25 protein-coding genes and 1 pseudogene are annotated in these 16,871 nt (G+C 47.7%); 11 read left to right on the forward strand and 15 right to left on the reverse strand.

Annotated elements, in window-relative coordinates; genetic code table 11:
* Nucleotides 1-21: 21 nt before the first annotated feature.
* Entirely contained in the window at nucleotides 22-1,242 is a 1,221-nt protein-coding gene (locus tag KDD30_RS15170; RefSeq protein ID WP_211650075.1) for an EAL and HDOD domain-containing protein, read from the reverse strand.
* 166 nt (nucleotides 1,243-1,408) lie between these two features.
* Here KDD30_RS15170 and KDD30_RS15175 point away from each other — a divergent pair, with 166 nt between their 5' ends.
* Together KDD30_RS15175 and KDD30_RS15180 are read left to right on the forward strand one after the other, a co-directional pair.
* Nucleotides 1,409-2,449 carry an alpha/beta fold hydrolase gene (locus KDD30_RS15175; RefSeq protein WP_371826050.1) on the forward strand — a complete coding sequence of 347 codons (1,041 nt, stop codon included), beginning with the start codon at nucleotides 1,409-1,411 and terminating at the stop codon, nucleotides 2,447-2,449.
* A gap of 151 nt (nucleotides 2,450-2,600) precedes the next feature.
* The gene (locus tag KDD30_RS15180) at nucleotides 2,601-3,398 is read left to right on the forward strand and encodes a Cof-type HAD-IIB family hydrolase (RefSeq protein WP_211646574.1); all 798 of its coding nucleotides are present in this window, start codon (nucleotides 2,601-2,603) and stop codon (nucleotides 3,396-3,398) included.
* Nucleotides 3,399-3,605: 207 nt separating this feature from the next.
* Here KDD30_RS15180 and KDD30_RS15185 read toward each other — a convergent pair whose 3' ends face one another.
* A complete protein-coding gene (locus tag KDD30_RS15185; RefSeq protein WP_211646575.1) occupies nucleotides 3,606-4,064 on the reverse strand; it encodes an EVE domain-containing protein in 459 nt (152 codons plus the stop codon).
* 76 nt (nucleotides 4,065-4,140) lie between these two features.
* Between KDD30_RS15185 and KDD30_RS15190 the strand changes: the two genes are divergently transcribed.
* From KDD30_RS15190 to KDD30_RS15225, 8 genes are all read left to right on the forward strand, one after another.
* Nucleotides 4,141-4,728 carry a tRNA-uridine aminocarboxypropyltransferase gene (locus KDD30_RS15190; protein ID WP_211646576.1) on the forward strand — a complete coding sequence of 196 codons (588 nt, stop codon included), beginning with the start codon at nucleotides 4,141-4,143 and terminating at the stop codon, nucleotides 4,726-4,728.
* Between the two features lie 140 nt (nucleotides 4,729-4,868).
* On the forward strand, nucleotides 4,869-6,311 hold the full coding sequence (locus KDD30_RS15195; RefSeq protein ID WP_211646577.1) for a coniferyl aldehyde dehydrogenase: 1,443 nt from the start codon (nucleotides 4,869-4,871) through the stop codon (nucleotides 6,309-6,311).
* Between the two features lie 140 nt (nucleotides 6,312-6,451).
* On the forward strand, nucleotides 6,452-7,036 hold the full coding sequence (locus tag KDD30_RS15200) for a TetR/AcrR family transcriptional regulator (protein ID WP_211646578.1): 585 nt from the start codon (nucleotides 6,452-6,454) through the stop codon (nucleotides 7,034-7,036).
* A 167-nt stretch (nucleotides 7,037-7,203) separates the two neighbouring features.
* Nucleotides 7,204-7,557: a NirD/YgiW/YdeI family stress tolerance protein gene (locus KDD30_RS15205; RefSeq protein WP_211646579.1), complete on the forward strand. Its 354-nt coding sequence runs from the start codon at nucleotides 7,204-7,206 to the stop codon at nucleotides 7,555-7,557.
* A 201-nt stretch (nucleotides 7,558-7,758) separates the two neighbouring features.
* On the forward strand, nucleotides 7,759-8,112 hold the full coding sequence (locus KDD30_RS15210) for a hypothetical protein (protein ID WP_211646580.1): 354 nt from the start codon (nucleotides 7,759-7,761) through the stop codon (nucleotides 8,110-8,112).
* A gap of 21 nt (nucleotides 8,113-8,133) precedes the next feature.
* Complete coding sequence (locus KDD30_RS15215; RefSeq protein ID WP_211646581.1) at nucleotides 8,134-8,436, forward strand: hypothetical protein; 303 nt, start codon at nucleotides 8,134-8,136, stop codon at nucleotides 8,434-8,436.
* 9 nt (nucleotides 8,437-8,445) lie between these two features.
* Nucleotides 8,446-8,772, forward strand: coding sequence for a hypothetical protein (locus KDD30_RS15220; protein WP_211646582.1), 327 nt, complete (start codon nucleotides 8,446-8,448; stop codon nucleotides 8,770-8,772).
* Entirely contained in the window at nucleotides 8,772-9,098 is a 327-nt protein-coding gene (locus KDD30_RS15225; RefSeq protein ID WP_211646583.1) for a hypothetical protein, read from the forward strand. The genes KDD30_RS15220 and KDD30_RS15225 overlap by 1 nt, the downstream gene beginning before the upstream one ends.
* A 74-nt stretch (nucleotides 9,099-9,172) precedes the next feature.
* On the opposite strand, the gene KDD30_RS15230 is transcribed toward KDD30_RS15225, so the two are convergent.
* The 7 genes and pseudogenes from KDD30_RS15230 to KDD30_RS15260 form a co-directional block, all read right to left on the reverse strand.
* Nucleotides 9,173-9,496, reverse strand: a complete 324-nt coding sequence (locus KDD30_RS15230; RefSeq protein WP_211646584.1) for a hypothetical protein — start codon at nucleotides 9,494-9,496, stop codon at nucleotides 9,173-9,175.
* An 18-nt stretch (nucleotides 9,497-9,514) separates the two neighbouring features.
* Complete coding sequence (locus KDD30_RS15235; RefSeq protein WP_249199160.1) at nucleotides 9,515-9,844, reverse strand: hypothetical protein; 330 nt, start codon at nucleotides 9,842-9,844, stop codon at nucleotides 9,515-9,517.
* A gap of 13 nt (nucleotides 9,845-9,857) precedes the next feature.
* A complete protein-coding gene (locus KDD30_RS15240; RefSeq protein WP_211646585.1) occupies nucleotides 9,858-10,190 on the reverse strand; it encodes a hypothetical protein in 333 nt (110 codons plus the stop codon).
* Between the two features lie 20 nt (nucleotides 10,191-10,210).
* Complete coding sequence (locus tag KDD30_RS15245) at nucleotides 10,211-10,543, reverse strand: hypothetical protein (RefSeq protein WP_211646586.1); 333 nt, start codon at nucleotides 10,541-10,543, stop codon at nucleotides 10,211-10,213.
* 332 nt (nucleotides 10,544-10,875) lie between these two features.
* Nucleotides 10,876-11,742, reverse strand: coding sequence for a hypothetical protein (locus KDD30_RS15250; protein WP_211646587.1), 867 nt, complete (start codon nucleotides 11,740-11,742; stop codon nucleotides 10,876-10,878).
* Entirely contained in the window at nucleotides 11,735-12,031 is a 297-nt protein-coding gene (locus KDD30_RS15255; protein WP_211646588.1) for a GIY-YIG nuclease family protein, read from the reverse strand. The genes KDD30_RS15250 and KDD30_RS15255 overlap by 8 nt, the downstream gene beginning before the upstream one ends.
* Before the next feature lie 12 nt (nucleotides 12,032-12,043).
* Nucleotides 12,044-13,070 (reverse strand): annotated as a pseudogene (locus KDD30_RS15260) (ISAs1 family transposase); the annotation flags it as partial.
* 582 nt (nucleotides 13,071-13,652) lie between these two features.
* Here KDD30_RS15260 and KDD30_RS15265 point away from each other — a divergent pair.
* Nucleotides 13,653-14,288 (forward strand): HEAT repeat domain-containing protein, encoded by a 636-nt coding sequence (locus KDD30_RS15265; protein ID WP_211646589.1) that lies wholly within the window; start codon nucleotides 13,653-13,655, stop codon nucleotides 14,286-14,288.
* Here the strand turns inward: KDD30_RS15265 and KDD30_RS15270 are convergent.
* The 6 genes from KDD30_RS15270 to KDD30_RS15295 all read right to left on the reverse strand — a co-directional run bounded on the left by KDD30_RS15270 (nucleotide 14,283) and on the right by KDD30_RS15295 (nucleotide 16,836).
* Complete coding sequence (locus KDD30_RS15270) at nucleotides 14,283-14,714, reverse strand: DUF4265 domain-containing protein (protein ID WP_192016058.1); 432 nt, start codon at nucleotides 14,712-14,714, stop codon at nucleotides 14,283-14,285. The two genes, KDD30_RS15265 and KDD30_RS15270, sit on opposite strands and share 6 nt — an antisense overlap.
* Before the next feature lie 5 nt (nucleotides 14,715-14,719).
* Complete coding sequence (locus KDD30_RS24895) at nucleotides 14,720-14,845, reverse strand: HNH endonuclease (protein ID WP_211646590.1); 126 nt, start codon at nucleotides 14,843-14,845, stop codon at nucleotides 14,720-14,722.
* On the reverse strand, nucleotides 14,793-15,173 hold the full coding sequence (locus KDD30_RS15280; protein WP_211650164.1) for a hypothetical protein: 381 nt from the start codon (nucleotides 15,171-15,173) through the stop codon (nucleotides 14,793-14,795). Before KDD30_RS15280 ends, KDD30_RS24895 begins: the two co-directional genes overlap by 53 nt.
* A gap of 18 nt (nucleotides 15,174-15,191) precedes the next feature.
* Nucleotides 15,192-15,659: an RHS repeat-associated core domain-containing protein gene (locus tag KDD30_RS15285; RefSeq protein WP_211646591.1), complete on the reverse strand. Its 468-nt coding sequence runs from the start codon at nucleotides 15,657-15,659 to the stop codon at nucleotides 15,192-15,194.
* Between the two features lie 164 nt (nucleotides 15,660-15,823).
* Complete coding sequence (locus tag KDD30_RS15290; protein WP_211646592.1) at nucleotides 15,824-16,261, reverse strand: hypothetical protein; 438 nt, start codon at nucleotides 16,259-16,261, stop codon at nucleotides 15,824-15,826.
* A 98-nt stretch (nucleotides 16,262-16,359) separates the two neighbouring features.
* A complete protein-coding gene (locus tag KDD30_RS15295) occupies nucleotides 16,360-16,836 on the reverse strand; it encodes a hypothetical protein (RefSeq protein WP_211646593.1) in 477 nt (158 codons plus the stop codon).
* Nucleotides 16,837-16,871: the final 35 nt, after the last annotated feature.

The raw sequence follows: 16,871 nt of genomic DNA on the forward strand, positions 1-16,871 counted from the left end.
AGCCTTTCCACCGTGCATCCGTCATTTCTGATACGGAATCTGGTAACTGGTCAGCCAATGTAAGGTTTCGTGATAAATACTGGCCACCTGCGTCTCCTTCACCCCCAACTTTTCACAGTAATGTGATGTCACTTCCCAGTTGGCATTATCATAGGCATCCAGCAGATTCAGGATATCACCCAGCTCCCCTTCCCGTTTCAGCAAGGCGATTTGGACATCTTCGGATAACGGTAACAGCTCCAGCAGTTTGGGTAAGGGTTTATCCAGTAACGCATCCAGCAGGGAAAATATCCCGGCCAGAAAAGCCTGATCGCTGTTGAGTTTCACCCCACTGCGCCGCGCCAGTTCTTCACACATCCGCGCCCGCTGCAACGACAGAACATAGAGTTCGCGAGGTTTGCGAATCGAAGCATGCGCCGCGGCCACCACGGAGACAAAGAGTTTGATTTTCTCTTCCCCCAGATACACCAGCGCTTGTTTGAAATTCCCGATGGGCGTCAGGGTCCGGTGGGCGGCTGAGTTGACGTACCGCAGGAGCAAGTACGACAAAGAGACATCGCTGGAAATAATCCGTTCAACCCGCTGAAAATCGACCGGAGACTGGCTGATTTCCCGTAACAATCGCAATGTAGTCAAAGTTTCAGGCGTCACCTGACGATTTTTCAGCAGTTCTGGCTTACTGAAATAGTATCCCTGAAACAGATGAAAGCCTGCCGACTTGGCTGCCTCGAACTCTTCCCGCGTCTCAACTTTTTCTGCCAGAAATTTCAGACGCTGGCTTTTTTGCTGAGCAACAAATTCACAGGCCCGCTGACACCCCAGCTTGATGAGATCCAGCTTGATCAGGTGAACATAAGGCAAGAAGCGCTGCCAGGCCGGGTCCAGTTCATAATCGTCCAGCGCAATGGTGTAGCCCTGTTTATTCAGATGCCGAATCGCAGACAAGAGTTCATCATCCGGCGTGCAGGTTTCCAGCACTTCGATCACAACTTTTTGTCTGGGGAGCAGCAAGGGCATGAGTTTGACCAGGCTGTCATGAGGAAAATTGATAAAGGTTCGCTGACTGGCTGTCGCCAGATCATCCCCAACGGCCATATAATTTTCCACCAGAAGCCGACTGGTGGCCGTGTTCGCTTCAATCTGAGGAAACGCATTCCGTTCACCATCGCGGAACAACAGCTCATAGCCGACGGTGCGCTGCTGGCGATTCAAGATTGGCTGACGTGCTACATAAGCGTACATATCAGGAATACTAATGACCCAAGTCAGATGGATGACAATAACATTGTAGAAAGACATCAGCTTTGATGTCACACCCAAAACCATCAACACTTTACGTTATACTGGAACATATTACTAATTCTGGAATGCCGCCAGACATCACTGATAAATGTTGGACAAACTTCCCATGATGCAAGGTAAAGCCTTTACCCTCAGCCAAGAAGCACTCAGTACAGAAGCCGAATATACGGATACCATGTCCGGCCCGGTCGCCGCCTGCTGGTCCCGTCGGCATCAGGGAGCATTTGCCGGTGTGGCAGGCATTCCGATCGCCTGGATGAGCCTGACCGGATTCAGCAGTGAGAAAGCGATTGTGCTGGTCAATGGCCGTATCGAAAGCTTTCATAAGTATCAGGAACTGTGCTGGGAGCTGACCCGTCAGGGCTATGATGTGTACGCGCTGGATCACCGCGGTCAGGGCTGCTCCGGTCGTTTGACTGCAGATACACAATTGGGCCATGTCGAAGAATTTGACGATTATGTCAGTGACCTGCACACCTTGATCGAAACTCAGGTCCTGCCCGCCAATTACAGGCAGTTATTCATCCTGGGGCATTCCATGGGTGGCACAGTCGCCAGTCTGTATCTGGCCCGGCATCCGGATATCTTCGATGCCGCAGCGCTGAGCGCACCGATGCACGGCATTAAAATCAGCCATTGGATGAAGCCGATTGCCTCGCCGCTGGCCCGCGTTGCAGAGCAGCTACAGCGCCAGCCCGGCTATGCACCGGGACAAACACCTTATTATCCCAAACCCTTCGCCGATAACCCGCTCAGCCAGAGCCAGTGTCGGTATGCCTGGTTCCGAAAACTCTACGAAGACCAGCCCGAACTCAAACTGGGTGGCCCCAGTTCCCGCTGGGTCTGGCAGGCACTGGCGGCAGCCCGTCAGGCCGTGGCTGAGGCAGACGGTATCCGGACCCCATTGCTGCTCCTGCAATGCAGTGAAGACCAGATTGTCGATAACCGGGCACAGAATCTGTTCTGTCAGCGTGTCCGGCAAGGTGGCGAGCAATGCCGGCTCAGTATCATTCAGGGAGCCCGGCATGAAGTGCTGTTTGAACAAGACCGCTACCGCAGCCCTGCCCTCACTGAAATTCTGGCCCATTTCAGCCACTTCAGCACAGAAGCGGCATCCACGCTGACGGCAAACAGTCAGGTGGGATAAGACTGATTGATAACCCGCCAAATAGCGGAAAAAATCACGACAACAGATTAGCCTCTTTTCTTGATCCCGTTCTGGTTTACACTGCATGGGACACTCAATTACCCGCCCAGACTGCGTCAGGCAGCCTGGGCCAATCATACAGAGACGTGCCATGTATAAAATTGTTGCTTCTGATCTCGACGGAACCCTGCTGACCCCGGACCACAAAATTGCCCCCTTCACCAAAGAGGTGCTGCAACAGCTGCATCAGCAAGGGAAAGACTTTGTGTTTGCGACCGGCCGTCATCATGTCGATGTCGCCGAAATGCGCGCCCAGCTGGGAATCCCGGCTTACATGATCACGTCGAACGGTGCCCGGGTTCATACCTGTGAGGGTGAAATCCTGTTCCAGCAAGACGTTCAGCCGGAAATCATTCAGGCGCTGATGACCCTGACCAAAGACGACCCTGAACTGCGCATTCATCTATACCGCAACGACGACTGGCTGCTGAATGTGGAAGATCCCTACTTACGCGATTTCCACGAAAGCTTCACATATCAGTTGTTTGATGTCGATAATCCGCCGCTGGAAGGTGTTGCCAAAGTCTTCTTCACCCGGGATGACAAAGACCATGACAAACTGGTCGTGCTGGAAGATAAGTTCCGCGCCGCTTTTGGCGATCAGGCAAACATTGCCTTTTCAACGCCCTGGTGTCTGGAAGTGATGGACGCGGGCGTCTCCAAAGGTCACGCGCTGGCGGCAGTCGCGCAGGCCAAAGGCTATGCACTGAAAGACTGTATTGCGTTCGGCGACGGCATGAACGATGTCGAAATGCTCACCATGGCCGGGAAAGGACTGGTCATGGGCACCGCGCACCACAAAGTGATGGCGGCACTGCCTGAGCATGATGTGATTGGCTCCTGCGCCGATGAAGCCGTCGCACATTATCTGGCAGAACAGCTACTGTAAGCCTCTTTCCCTGCTTTCTTTTCAAGGGGAGGGAATATTCGTGGTTTCAGCAAACTCAATACGATCCCTCCCCCTTTTCAAGGGGGAGGCTAGGAGGGGGTTATACGGCACAAACGCTAAATCCGCGCCCGCCGCTCGAACCCCACCCTAACCCTACCCTTGCCAAGGGGAGGGAATATTCAAACAATCAACCACGACACCGGTGCCTTAAAACTGCCCCGTCATCCGCAGAATTTCCTGCCACTGCTGGGCCGTGACCGGCATGATGCTGAGCCGGTTGCCCCGTTGCACCAGCGGCATTTCATGCAGCGCATCATTCGCTTTGATTTTCTTCAGCGGCACCAGCCGCAGATGTCGGACATATTCGATGTCGACCATCACCCAGCGTGGGTTCGCCGGATCCGATTTCGGGTCGAAATACGGACTGTCCGGGTCAAACTGAAAGTGATCCGGATACGCTTCCCGAACGACTTTCGCAATCCCAACCACGCCAATGTCCTTACAGGAAGAGTGATAGATGAAAACCTCATCGCCGAGTTTCACCTCATCACGCATCATGTTTCGGGCCTGATAGTTCCGTACTCCTTCCCAGCAGCCCACCTTGAGTTGCTTCAGCGTATCAATCGAAAAGGTATCTGGTTCGGTTTTAAAGAGCCAATAAGCCATAGTGCATCCTGTTTTGGTGATTTTTATGGGTCTGGGCAGTACCATAACCGGCAGAGTAACACAGCAACGGACTTCCATGAGCACCGAATCTTCCTGCCCGAACTGCGGCTTTCGTTTCAATTGTATCTGCCATGCGCAGCCGACACTCCACAGCCGGGGGCATTTCATTCTGCTGACCCACGACAAAGAGTTCGGCAAAGCCACCAATACCGGTCAGTTGATGGCACGCAGCCTGTCCGGCTGTCAGCAGATCCGCTGGTCCCGGACCGAGCCGCCACAGGCATTACTTGACCTGCTTGCCGACGACACCCTGCAGCCCTGGCTGTTATTTCCGGCCGATGATCAGCATCCGGCAGTGTCCTTTCAGGCAGCGACAGATAAAAAACCGCTGTTTATTCTGCTGGATGCGACCTGGCAGGAGGCCCGCAAAATGGTGCGCAAAAGCCCCTGGCTCGCCTGCCTGCCACGCCTGAGCCTGCAACCGGAGCAGCTTTCGGGTTACGCATTGCGACGCAATCAGCAACCGGGGCATCTGTGCACCTGTGAAACGGGCATCGCACTGCTGACCTTACTGGACGAACCCCATCAGGCCGCTGCGCTGCAACACTATTTCGATGCTTTTCTGCATATCTTCCATGCCGAGCAAAGCGGCCACAAACGCTAAGACTTGCGAACCGAGACATTCCGGCCTAGGATAAACCGACTAGTCAGTCGGTTTTTTTTGTTGATTGATTCCGCTGACCTTCCGCCCTTCACATTGATGAGCGAGACCGATTTCGGGCCAGACCCCGACAGGAGATCAAGATGACCGCAGCCCCTTTGCCCCATGCACACAAGACGAGTTTCGAACTGCAGCACCTTTTTCATCGCCAGCGCAGTGCCTATTTGGCAGCGCCGATGCCGGATCTGTCCCAGCGGATCCGCGCGCTCAAGCAACTCAAAGCCGCACTGATCAAAAATCAGGATGCTTTGTGCGAGGCACTGTCGAAAGATTTCGGACACCGGAGTCATCAGGATACGCTGATCAGCGACATTCTGCCCTGTGTCGGCCAAATCAATTACACCCTCAAACGTTTGAAAAAATGGATGCGTCCGTCCCGACGTCATGCAGGACTCTTGCTGGCGCCAGCCAAAGTCGAAGTGGTGTACCAGCCCGTCGGTGTCGTTGGCATTGTGGTGCCCTGGAACTTTCCGGTCATGCTGAGCATCGGCCCGCTGATCCCTGCGCTGGCTGCCGGCAACCGGGCCATGCTGAAGCTCAGTGAATTCACGCCTGCGACCAATCAGGTCCTGATTGCCCTGCTCGCCAGCCTGTTTGATGACACGCAAGTCACTGTGGTGGAAGGTGAAGCCGACATTGCGGCCGCTTTTACCCAGTTGCCTTTTGACCACTTGCTGTTCACCGGTTCAACCGCCGTGGGCCGCCACGTGATGCGGGCCGCCGCCGACAACCTCACACCGGTTACGCTGGAACTGGGCGGAAAATCCCCCACGTTGATCGCACCGGATGCCGAGATTTCTCTGGCCGTTGAGCGCATGATCTTCGGGAAGTGCCTCAATGCCGGGCAAATCTGCGTCGCGCCCGATTACGTCCTGGTGCCCGACGGCAAAGCACAGGCCTTTATCGCAGAGTTCAAGAAACAGTTCGCCGCCATGTATCCGCAAGGCGTTCACAGTCAGGATTTCACCTCTGTGGTGAATCAGCGTCAGTTTGATCGCCTGAGTCAGTGGCTGGAAGAAGCCCGTCAGGAGGATGTTCAGATAGAACCGGCCCATGCCGAAGCCCGCGATGATCAGAAACACCGGATGGTGCCGCATTTGCTGGTCAATCCGCAGGAAACCCTGACGCTGATGCAGGAAGAAATCTTCGGACCGCTGCTGCCGGTGATCACGTATCAGCACATCGATGAAGCGCTGCAATATATCCAGCAACGACCGCGCCCGCTGGCGCTGTATCTGATGAGTTTCGATCCCGATCTGCAAACCCGGGTGAAACAGGAAGTGCATGCCGGGGGGATGGCTATCAACGAGACCGTGTTCCACGTGGCCGCAGACGACGCACCATTCGGGGGGATTGGTCCGTCCGGCATGGGCCATTATCACGGTTATGAAGGGTTTCTGACCTTCTCAAAAGCCAAAACAGTCCTGACCCGCGGCCGTATCAGCACAGCCAAACTGGTCACGCCGCCATATTCAGGCTGGAAAGCCCGCCTGCAAACACGCATGATGGCGTTCTTCCTGCGCTGATCCTGTATGATACCAATCGCAGTCAATCACTGGTCATCGAAGCATTTTTCCTGCGCTATTTCTGATCATTGATTGGCTTTGATTGGTATGATTTTGGCTCTCAATGAGCCAGATTTTCCCCAACATCCAAACAGAATTTCATGACCATCAATAAGAAACAGCAACTGCTCGACGCCGCCCTGACATTATTTACCCAGCACGGCATTCAGGCCACGGCGACGGCCAAAATTGCCAAAACGGCAGGCGTTGCCAACGGCACTCTGTTCCACCACTTTGCCAGCAAGCAGGCCCTGGTTGAGGCCCTGTATCTGAGCATTAAAACCGACATGTCACAGGTGCTGCTGCCACCGGATCCAGGCCTGAGCACTCAGGCACAGTTCGCGCACCTCTGGCACGCGGCCATCGACTGGGGCCTGACGCATCCGCAACAGTTTCAGTTCCTGCGCCAGGTGGCAAACGATCCGCACTACCTGCTGAGTCATCAGCACGACATGTTGAGCCAGGCTTTACCCATTCTGCCCGCATTGATCCGGCAGGCGCAGCAGGACGGCCTCATCGCTGAATGGCCACTCCCGCTGATCCTCAATGCCTGCCACAGCCAGTTTCTCGCAACCGTCGGCCTCATGACCGAGCAGCCCGCTCTGGCCGCTGATCCGACATGTCGGCAAGCCTCATTCGAGATGCTCTGGCACGGGATGGCGCGCCAGTCGTCTGACACCCCCTGAATCACAGCGGACTTTTTTCCTTTCTCTCAGGAATTTCACGTTAGTTTCACGAACGGGCACGTATCTTATAAAGAGACAGCGGGTGACAGGCACCCGGATAAGCGCCTGCTGCACGTTATGGCAGCGCATCTGTTGTCCTCAGTCTGATATCAAATGGAGAAAATCTCATGAATCCAATTCTCGTGTTACTCATCAGCCTTGCCCTGCCTCTGACAGCCATGGCAGCTCAGGGCGGTTATACCGGCCCGAATGAAACTCAGAACGCACCAACCACGGTGGCGCAGGCCATGCAAGCGGCAGATGACAGCCGCGTCTCCCTGACCGGCCACATCATTGCCTCGCTGGGTGACGAAGAATACCGTTTCAAAGACAGCACCGGCGAGATGATCGTCGAAATTGATCATCACCTTTGGGGCGATCGTCAGGTCGGCCCGGACACAGAAGTCACCCTCATGGGCGAAGTCGACAAAGACACCCATGAAACAACAGTGGATGTTAAGCTGATCCAAATCAGCCAATAAACTTGATTCACCCCAACACCCCGGCTGAAACTCAGCTGGGGTGTTTTATGTGCCACAGGCTCTGAAATTCACCCAACGATGCTTCAGTGTTGTGATGAAATATCGTCCGCATCTCATTTTCATCGTCAACCTTATTTTCTTTTCATCTTTTGATTGATTGCCCTGATATAATTTCCAGCTATTTTCATCAGGATGATTCAAATGAAAAACATGATCCCAGCAGCATTATTACTGCTGATTTCTAATACTGTTTCTGCAGAAATTGTTGTCACGCAAACAGGACAAATCCAAGGCATCTACAGCTGGGGCATTGCAGAAGTTGTTCCTTCGGTTGATGGAGATACTTTAATTCGTATGCCAACAGGCCTGACCGAATGCCCTGGCGGCGTTTATATCAAAGATTCTGAATATGCCGATCGGCTTCTTTCAATGTCGATGGCGGCTTATGTTGCCAACCAGAAGGTACGATTTCAGGTATGGAATGATGCCGATCGATTCTGGAGCGGCTCGAATGACAATTACTGTCAGCTCAGAAGCGTTCAGCTCATCAAATAAAAAGCAGAGGTAATTCACAGCATGAAAAAATTCATTCTGTTCTTACTGGTCTTTTCTTTCAGCGCATTCGCAGAACCTTTGACCACCCCGGCAGGTGTGCCTAAGAACTTCCATGTTTATGACTTACATGGCAATACATTTGTTGATTTGGCTGCCCATGGCTGTTCATCTGCACGATATTATTTATCGCCAACCCACCCCAAATACGATGCCATCGTCTCTGTATTGTTGGCTGCACAAACGTCGAATAAAAAGATAGTCATCCGATTTGAAGACTGCACGCCACAGGATCAGGGCAAGATTATTGGTGTTTACTACTTATAAGGAGTTTCTGTGAACAAAATAAAATTGAGTCTGACATCTTTACTGATGTTATTGAGCACTTCAGCTTTGGCAAACGCACCAGAGTTTCGAGATGGCTGGCAGTGGAATACCCAAGTGTCGATTCGATTTATTTACGGCTTTTGGAATAATAACAGTACACAGGTTCGCTTAAGCAATGGTGAGTTCTGTTATATCAAATCCACTGAAAAAGAATTGCTTTCTATCGTGCTTGCTATGCGTGCGCAAAATGCAACCGGTGATTTCGTTTGTACGAAAGATGCCGACTCTACCGTTGATGGAAAAGATTCCCGCCACTTACACAGGGTTCGGTTTTAATGAAATATTTAGCACTGATATTTTTCACAACCATCTGCTTTCAAGTATCCGCAGCGACACATTTGCATAGTCAGGATACGGGTGTCATCAGCCGTGTTTTTGTCAATCCTGAAGGGGCTATCGCAGTCCAGCTCAAGCAAGGTTTCCCAAAAGCAAAGTCAGATAACCAATGTCCGGAAAACAATGGTTGGGCAGGACTGCGAATGGCAGATAACGCGATTAAATCTGCGATTCTGGCGGCTAAAACGGCAAACTTACCGGTCACAATCACCATTGAAGGCTGTGAAGGTCCCTGGCTTAAAATTAAAGATATTTATCTGAATTAATGAATAGCCCGTAATTCATCTTACGGGCTTAAATATAAGTTATTTTATTGAAATCGATTGAAGCATCATGAACCTTACCGGATATGAAGACCCGTCGCCGTACACGTGGCATTTTCGTTCTTTTTGTAGTCAATCCGAATCACTTTAAACCCTGCACTTTTTGCTGCGAGCACCTGGGAAAACATGGCTTTCCCCGATTCTGTCGACAGCTCTAAGTACATAATTCCCCATTGACAATCCTTGATCCCTTCCGCGGTATAAAAACCCGCCGTCGTCGTGCCTTCCGAAAACACTGTCGTGATCGTAAAACTCTGGTTGATTTCAAGGTCACTTTGATTCGCCATCACCGATGAAGAGAATGAAATCAAGCCAAATAATGTGCATAATATTTTTTTCATCATAAAACCTATAATTGATTAACCTGCAGGATCAACCTGATTGACAATACAGTAGCCACCCTGGTATTCGATTCCGGATGTATATATGGTTGCAACACGATTATTCGCTGCCCACTGTGCTAACACCACAGAGATCATCGTCGTATTTTCCTGTTTGATTTTCATCCAGTTATATGGCGTCCCTGCACAGTTTTCAGGAATCGCTTGATTCTCAACTTTCACTAATAACGCCCCTTCGATGGCAGTTATATTGGTGATTTTTCCTGAAATATAATGACTGGCAGCATTCACAGATAGCGATGTCATCGCGATGGCAGCCGAAATAACAGCATATATATACTTTTTCATTATTGTTCTCCAATTACGTAAACATCCGAACATACATCACTTCACAACCTTCCGAGTTTTCAACAATCCGGACCGTCAGTTTTTTCTGAGTCGACACTGCCGTCAGGATGGTCGAATACATCACTTCAAAAATGGGGTGTGTGTTCTTCAGCGTCATGTAATAGCCTTCCGCTAACTTACAATTCAGCTTCTCTTTGCCAGCGGGTGCTTCCAGGTAGATGTTGCCCGTACTACTCGGGTACACAGACACCAGTATATCTTTTCCTACCCCCTGACACTGGTTCGGATAACACGCTGCCCAGGTGGTCGGGCTGAGAAAAAACAGCAGGAAAATAAAATATTTCATGAATCAGCTCATTCTATGATTTAAGGGGTCATGGTAACGTAAGAAACTTCGCACTCGGGTGAGTTCTCCACAATTCTGATTTGCAGTGATTTCTGTGCTGCAATCCCTGTCAGAATCGTCGAATAAATCTCCCGATATAACAAATGATTCATTTTCAGCGTCATATATTGCCCTTCAAAAAGATCACACTTCAGGTTTTCTTTTCCCTCTGGTGCACCAATATAGATGTTACCACTGGATGCCAGGTAGGTTCGGGTTAATACTTCTTTCCCTACACCGTAGCAGGCAATATTATTGCATGCCGCCCAGGTGGCAGGGCTCATCAAAAATAATAGAAAGAGAATGGTTTTCATGGCTCACTCATACTGTGATTCAAGGGTTCATGGTGACGTAAGATACTTCACCCTATAGCACTTTGCCACGATCTGATTTTTGGCGCCCCAGATACTGCGACCTCAGTCAACATTCACCTGAGGAATATACCAATAAAACAATTTACTCGCCCTCAAAGGTATTCAACTTTCATTGAGATCACATAGATTCTCTTCACTTTCTTTTTGGGCTCATCCCAAAACCCTTTATAATTTAAAGCATATCAAAATCATTAACACCGTTTATATTTATCGGAAAATTAAAACCAAAACCATTACAAGTAAGATGGTTGTTTATATTACAGACTTTTTAGTCAAGAAATAACATCTTCAGCCTGTGACCATGTATGAGTATAATGCTTTCTCTCATTAAACCGAATTTCCTTTAAAGTAGGAACTTCCAGCAATGACGTTAAATATCCATCTTCAACATTGGTATTACCTATAAAAAATATACTCTCTAGTGACTGAGAGTTATCAAATGATCTTAAGGAGTTAATGTTTCCACAATCATTCAACATAACTTTTTTCACTTTTCCCAGTTTACCAATCGAAGATACATCATACACTTTTTTACAATTGTCGATTTCCATTACATGCAAACTTTGACACTTCTCAATGTTAGAAATATTTTCAAGTTTAGGGCAGTCAACTAAATCTAGAATAGATAAATATTTAAGATTCTCAACGCCTGATAAAGACACAAGTTTTCTCGAAGTTATTTGCAAACATTTTAGATTAGACAGTGCTTGAACATCCATCAGGTTATCATGTGGATAGTTTATAATATTAAGGAGATTTAAACCTTCACAACAAAGAACTGTTTTTGCTTTTGGTCTCCACTGAACCTTACATATCTTTAAATTTCTGAACATTGAAAAATCAGGTGCTTTTGTAAACTCACATTGCAACCCTAAATATTCAATGTCTTTAACACTCTCTAAAGGAGATATATCTTTCACCTCCCAAGAATAAATTTCCACACCTCTCAATTCAGGCAATGCCTTAATGAAGGAAATATCATTATCATTCCAACCTGCAGATTTACTTAGACGCAGAACAGAAATATTTTCTTTATCTATTACTGATTTAAGGCTATCAGACCAAGAATCTGTTAATACAAGACAACGCCCCATTCCATTTTCAGCCTCATCAATGAAATATTCACTATTGTTATTCAAGTAAGTGCCTCCTGTTTAGGCTAATTGGATCAACTTTATCAGAAAATCGAGCAGGTACACCACCAGTAATTTCTTGAATACGTTTGTGCTCTGATAATTCCCTTGCAGTTTTCCCTCCTAAAACTTCTGTAGTCTTCACCTCCTGACTTGAATCTAGATTACCAGATTTAATATGTTGCTTAAGGCGATTAGGAATATTAACTGACTGCCCGACATATTGCCTACCAGATGTATCTGTAAATTCATAAACTCCCTCTTTTACTGCCCCAACACTCCAGGGCGTCCGCATGAATGGTTAAGGTTTAGCCATTGACGTAAATCCAGCCACAAGGACTTGCTCCAAAAAGGCGGGTTTCATCATGCAACGTTTCTGTTTCATCGGCACGCTAATCTTGGTTGGCTCAGCTCTGAGCATGTTCAGTGCCATGTGCCTTAACCCCGCCAGGTTTTCAGCCGCGTTTTCTCGGTAAATCTGACAAGCATCTTCTCGCATACTCACATCTAATATCCAGTGCATTGACTCAATACCCCAGTGGGCACGGATGGCATTCCCGGCCTGCTCTGGGGTCAGTTCGGCTGAACTTATATAGTAGCGATACTCCAACTCTGGCTCTTTGCCTTTTGCCGCACGGTAGTTTTCGACCATCACGATGCTGGTCAGCCCGCTCCAAGTGGAGAAGTCCCCCTCCAGCTCACTGGCATTCAATACATGGCAAGTACGCGCTTCAACCCGCCCCTTTTGCTTCTCAATTTGACACGTGGTCTTCTCTATTGGGGCGCGGCGGTATGGGGCGAAAGCGGTCTGTACGGCTGCCGCTAACTTGCCCGGATTGCCCTTAACCGCCAATAAGTAATCAGCGCCGGTATTGCGGTGATTTCATTGCTCTTGTTGTCGGTTTTGAGTTGGCCCAATACCAATTGGTTGGCGCTGGCGTAGGCACTCACCATATGGATGGTGCTTTGCCTGTCGTCTCTGTCATAGGAGCCGCGTAAGGTCTTGCCATCAATGGCAACCACCTCACCACAGGTCAACTTGTGCACCGCTTTCATCCAGGCAAGAAAGCAGTCACGAAACTCAGCGGGATCTATACTCGCAATCAAACGAGCAAAGGTATCATCAACGGGTACCCCTTTTTCAAATAGATTCTGTTTAAGAAACCACTCATGGTGGCCAAGAACGTATTCGCGAATATCGGTCCAGCCTTGGCCTCCGGCTATCACGGCGCAGACGAGCCAAACAAAATATCAAACAGAGGGTAGTCCACTTTTGCGCTTTGTCGTTCGTCACAGATGATACTGAAATGTTCTTTGATGGTATCGATATTCATGGCCACTCCTCAAAAGAGGAGCATAAGATCACAATTGGTTCGTTTGGTCAATTTTCACTTAGCATTGAGCAAAAAACGTTCATGATCTTACCCTGTTAATTCACTGAATTTTCGATAAAATTCAATTCAGGATGCATTCCAACATACAAACTGGAAGAGTATTTTATAAACAGACAGAAATAATATTTTTTTACTTGGTCAGTCATAATATCATGGCGACTGTAATGTCATGATAAATACCTCAAAAAATTCATTTAATACAGTACCTTAGGTGTAATTCACGAGAAGCTTGATTCTTAAGGCCCTGTCTATGAATGCTTCTCATCACTTCATCAGCCAATCGTACTACCCTGCTTTCTTCTAAAATCTTGTCAAGACCATGCTATTGCATAGACTAGGAGTTAAGATAATGGCAACGTTAATCAGAACACTTTTTATGATCCTAACTAAGAAACTTATTACCCTGCGTATAAAGCAGGGACTTACCCAACAACATATAGTGATCCGGGAAGTACTGGAAATCCTAGTAATAAAGTATCATTCTCGTCGCTGGGATAAGAGCAGGCAAGAGAAGGCGGCTAAATGAGTGATGATGCAGCCATCCAGCAACTGATTGAACAACTCAGCAACAGGGTATCTGGCAGACGGCGTTCAGCAGCTAAGAAGCTGAGAAAACTAAAAACCAAAGAAGCAGGCCCCGCACTGTTTGCCGCCTTAAAAAACGAACTCAATGATAAACGTACCTGGGAAACGCAATATCAGATGATCATGGCTTTGGGAGAATCTGGTTACACCGAGAGCCTAGATTTTTTACGTCAACTTGCCGAACAAGAATTTGAAGCAACAATGATTTATGTCGCAATCGGAGACTCAATAACAAGACTTATTTATTTAGATGAAAAAAATGTTCATAACGTTATCGAACAAGTGCTAAGTCTCCCCCAGAATTCTTTTTTTTGTAATGGAATCCTAAGAGCAATTGCAATGCAAAGAATTGTTCCAGAAGAAAGGGATATAAAAAGACTGCTTAAATTTGCAGACAGTCGCGGCACATCTGATAACAACACCACCTGGATTGTTTCAGCTTCTGCTGGTTGGCACAAAAACGAAAACACCATTCCATTTCTACAAAAACATGCGGACTCAGAAAACCAACAAACAAAAAAAGCAGCCGAAGCTGCTTTAAAGAAAAAATATATTAAGTGGTCAATTTTATAGGAAGCCTAAACAGGCTTCCTCATAATCCCACTTACCGTTGGACTCGCCTTCATCGAGATAGGCTCGAATCTCATCATAAGAAATAGTTGGAGGAATATCGACAGCGATTAACCGGGGTTGATCGCTAACCTCAGAGCTACACCCCATGGACTCTAAGGTTTCCCTTACGGACTGAACCTCCTGATCGCTGGCAAACCAGATACGTACTGTACTATGGCCTGAAGGCTCCAATAGCTCTTTCATATACAGACATCCATCTACTTCTTCAGCACTAACGACATCTCCAAGCGAAACACCTTTAACATAAAAAGGAATGTTATCCAGCTTGAAACCTTTTCCGTCCGGCAAAGTCCATAAGGACTCAGTTTCATTTCGGTTTGAATCGCTAACGGGATATTCAAAAAATAATTTTACGTGCTCACTCATAGTTACTAATTATTACTTTTATCTAAATTACATCTACAGCACAGAATTTGACCATTTTCAAGCGTGCCATCACCACCTTTAGATCTCGGGCTGATGTGATCTCTGTGCCGCTCGTTTTCTGGTGGGGTCACACCGCGCCGATGTCTTTGGTGCAGGAACAACTTCAGTATCACAGTTAGTACAACGATTCACACCGCCATTTTGCGCTGCATTTTCTGCGTCAATTTCTCTTTTGGTTTTTTGAGTAAAAACCTTACCAGTTCGATCAACACCAGCAGATCCTGCTTTCTTTGTAACCTTTTCTTCAGTCTTTTCAACCTTGTTATCAACTCTCTCCACTGCTTTCGCGGTAGCATTTAAAGACTGCTTCACTCGGCGAAAATTAGCGAACCTCTCTGCAGCATAAGCTGCACCTCGAGCAATAAACGAAGCGCCTCTAGCAACGGGTACCACAGACATAAGCGCGACTACAGCTTCCTATTTCTCTGCGTCCGTGGACTGATTTACAAAGTTTTCATTACCCCACACAAACCGATTTTCAATGGGCTTAAATTGATGCTTCCTTTGACCTCTTCTTTCCCCACTGAAATCATGAACTCTGGTGCCGGTTACAGTCATTGTCTCAGTATATTTACCATTACTGTGATCAGCGTTAGAGTTATCATTATCTCCCGCTTCGGAGTTTTCCTCCGTCTCAAAACCGGTTGGATCGGTATACTTCAGTGGGTTATTCCACGTATAAGTATAGCGGTTGAAGCTGCCTGTCACATAAGGTGACTGGATCAGCGGTTCTGCACTCAGGAAACGGCCGAGTTCCTGATCATATACACGGCCGTTCATGTGGAGCAGGCCCACTTCTTCAATGTGCTCGTGGCCAGTGTAGCCGCGGTTGGTCATCGCATCTTGCAAGACCGACTGCTGATGGTGAGTGTCACGCCACTGCACACTCCGCATCCGCCCCCAAACATCGAAGCTCCGGCGTTCAACGATATAGCCATAGCCGTCATCATGTCTAAAGTATTCAAGGTCTGAAGATGATACGGAAAGTGCTGGAGAGAAGTACCAGTCCAGACGCAGAGATTTAGGAAGACAAGTGGCTTTACTTGTCGTTAATCTATCTCTGCTCTATTAAAAAACTGACTTAAAGATCTACATACAACTTCAATCTCACTCTCGGGATATTCTCCGTCATCTGATGCAAGCTCATGCGGAATACGAACCAAAGGAGGATCATCATTATCATTTAGCACTTTTAAAAAATAAGGATCTCCCGATCCAGCGAGACAAGAGGCAACGGGCAAGTATCCTAATTTAAGTACGACCTTTCCTGGATATCCCCCTAATGCTTCCTCGCACATTTGACGAACAGTAAACCACTTAAGGTCTGCGCCAAACTCCGATTCGTCATCTTCTTCATCCAAAGAAAAACACACCCCAGCCAACGGAAAACTTTTCAATAAAGACAATATACAAGAAGGCACCAATCCATCTGGAAGTTGCTCAACCAACTGATTTATATCCTCTTCGGAAGCTTTCAACCCAGTCAACTGAGTTTCTATCTTTTTATCTCAGATATAAGACTCATTATAATTCCAAAACCTTTGCTAATGGTCCGTCTTTACCCGCTAGTGCAGACCAACCTGGTTTAACCCCCCTCAATCAAAGTGGCAAACAATTCGTCATGAATCAAAATATTTACTTTTACCCTTCCAGATTCATTACCCCAAACAACGTTTACATCTGAAATTGTATCCACTACCTGAAATACATCATGAGTAATACCATTTACATAAGCTTGAGGGTTAGCAAATGGCATATTTTCTGGCTCTTTCCATTCGGGCTCAACAGGTGTACTACACCTGTTATAAAGCCAAACATCGCCAACTATAGAGTCGGTTTCATCAAGAAGATAAGCATAAGCTACCCGTCCATCATCATCGAAAATAGTTGAATAACCGGTTCTATTGTCGATAAATCTACCATCACATGTCATCAAATCGTCCACTATCCCATTCACTTTTCCAATAATCTTTTTGCTCTTTTCGCCAAGCTTTTCTATCAATCTGTGAAAAATGTCGGTACTTGCGGAGCCAATTGATGTGATCGTGGCCGAAAGCTTCAATCTCTAGCAGCCATCGCATCTGGAAGTGATGGCTG

Source organism: Photobacterium sp. GJ3, assembly GCF_018199995.1.
GTDB lineage: Bacteria > Pseudomonadota > Gammaproteobacteria > Enterobacterales > Vibrionaceae > Photobacterium.

Bases quoted from the DNA above. Each gene is read 5' to 3' on its own strand.
- KDD30_RS15210 (WP_211646580.1), top strand. From the start codon at position 7,759: ATGAAAAACATGATCCCAGCAGCATTATTACTGCTGATTTCTAATACT.
- KDD30_RS15245 (WP_211646586.1), bottom strand. From the start codon at position 10,543: ATGAAAACCATTCTCTTTCTATTATTTTTGATGAGCCCTGCCACCTGG.
- KDD30_RS15265 (WP_211646589.1), top strand. From the start codon at position 13,653: ATGAGTGATGATGCAGCCATCCAGCAACTGATTGAACAACTCAGCAAC.
- KDD30_RS15215 (WP_211646581.1), top strand. From the start codon at position 8,134: ATGAAAAAATTCATTCTGTTCTTACTGGTCTTTTCTTTCAGCGCATTC.
- KDD30_RS15255 (WP_211646588.1), bottom strand. From the start codon at position 12,031: ATGCGGACGCCCTGGAGTGTTGGGGCAGTAAAAGAGGGAGTTTATGAA.
- KDD30_RS15180 (WP_211646574.1), top strand. From the start codon at position 2,601: ATGTATAAAATTGTTGCTTCTGATCTCGACGGAACCCTGCTGACCCCG.
- KDD30_RS15200 (WP_211646578.1), top strand. From the start codon at position 6,452: ATGACCATCAATAAGAAACAGCAACTGCTCGACGCCGCCCTGACATTA.
- KDD30_RS15225 (WP_211646583.1), top strand. From the start codon at position 8,772: ATGAAATATTTAGCACTGATATTTTTCACAACCATCTGCTTTCAAGTA.
- KDD30_RS15185 (WP_211646575.1), bottom strand. From the start codon at position 4,064: ATGGCTTATTGGCTCTTTAAAACCGAACCAGATACCTTTTCGATTGAT.
- KDD30_RS15205 (WP_211646579.1), top strand. From the start codon at position 7,204: ATGAATCCAATTCTCGTGTTACTCATCAGCCTTGCCCTGCCTCTGACA.
- KDD30_RS15280 (WP_211650164.1), bottom strand. From the start codon at position 15,173: ATGTCTGTGGTACCCGTTGCTAGAGGCGCTTCGTTTATTGCTCGAGGT.
- KDD30_RS15270 (WP_192016058.1), bottom strand. From the start codon at position 14,714: ATGAGTGAGCACGTAAAATTATTTTTTGAATATCCCGTTAGCGATTCA.
- KDD30_RS15195 (WP_211646577.1), top strand. From the start codon at position 4,869: ATGACCGCAGCCCCTTTGCCCCATGCACACAAGACGAGTTTCGAACTG.
- KDD30_RS15170 (WP_211650075.1), bottom strand. From the start codon at position 1,242: ATGTACGCTTATGTAGCACGTCAGCCAATCTTGAATCGCCAGCAGCGC.
- KDD30_RS15230 (WP_211646584.1), bottom strand. From the start codon at position 9,496: ATGAAAAAAATATTATGCACATTATTTGGCTTGATTTCATTCTCTTCA.
- KDD30_RS15235 (WP_249199160.1), bottom strand. From the start codon at position 9,844: ATGAAAAAGTATATATATGCTGTTATTTCGGCTGCCATCGCGATGACA.
- KDD30_RS15175 (WP_371826050.1), top strand. From the start codon at position 1,409: ATGATGCAAGGTAAAGCCTTTACCCTCAGCCAAGAAGCACTCAGTACA.
- KDD30_RS15240 (WP_211646585.1), bottom strand. From the start codon at position 10,190: ATGAAATATTTTATTTTCCTGCTGTTTTTTCTCAGCCCGACCACCTGG.
- KDD30_RS15190 (WP_211646576.1), top strand. From the start codon at position 4,141: ATGAGCACCGAATCTTCCTGCCCGAACTGCGGCTTTCGTTTCAATTGT.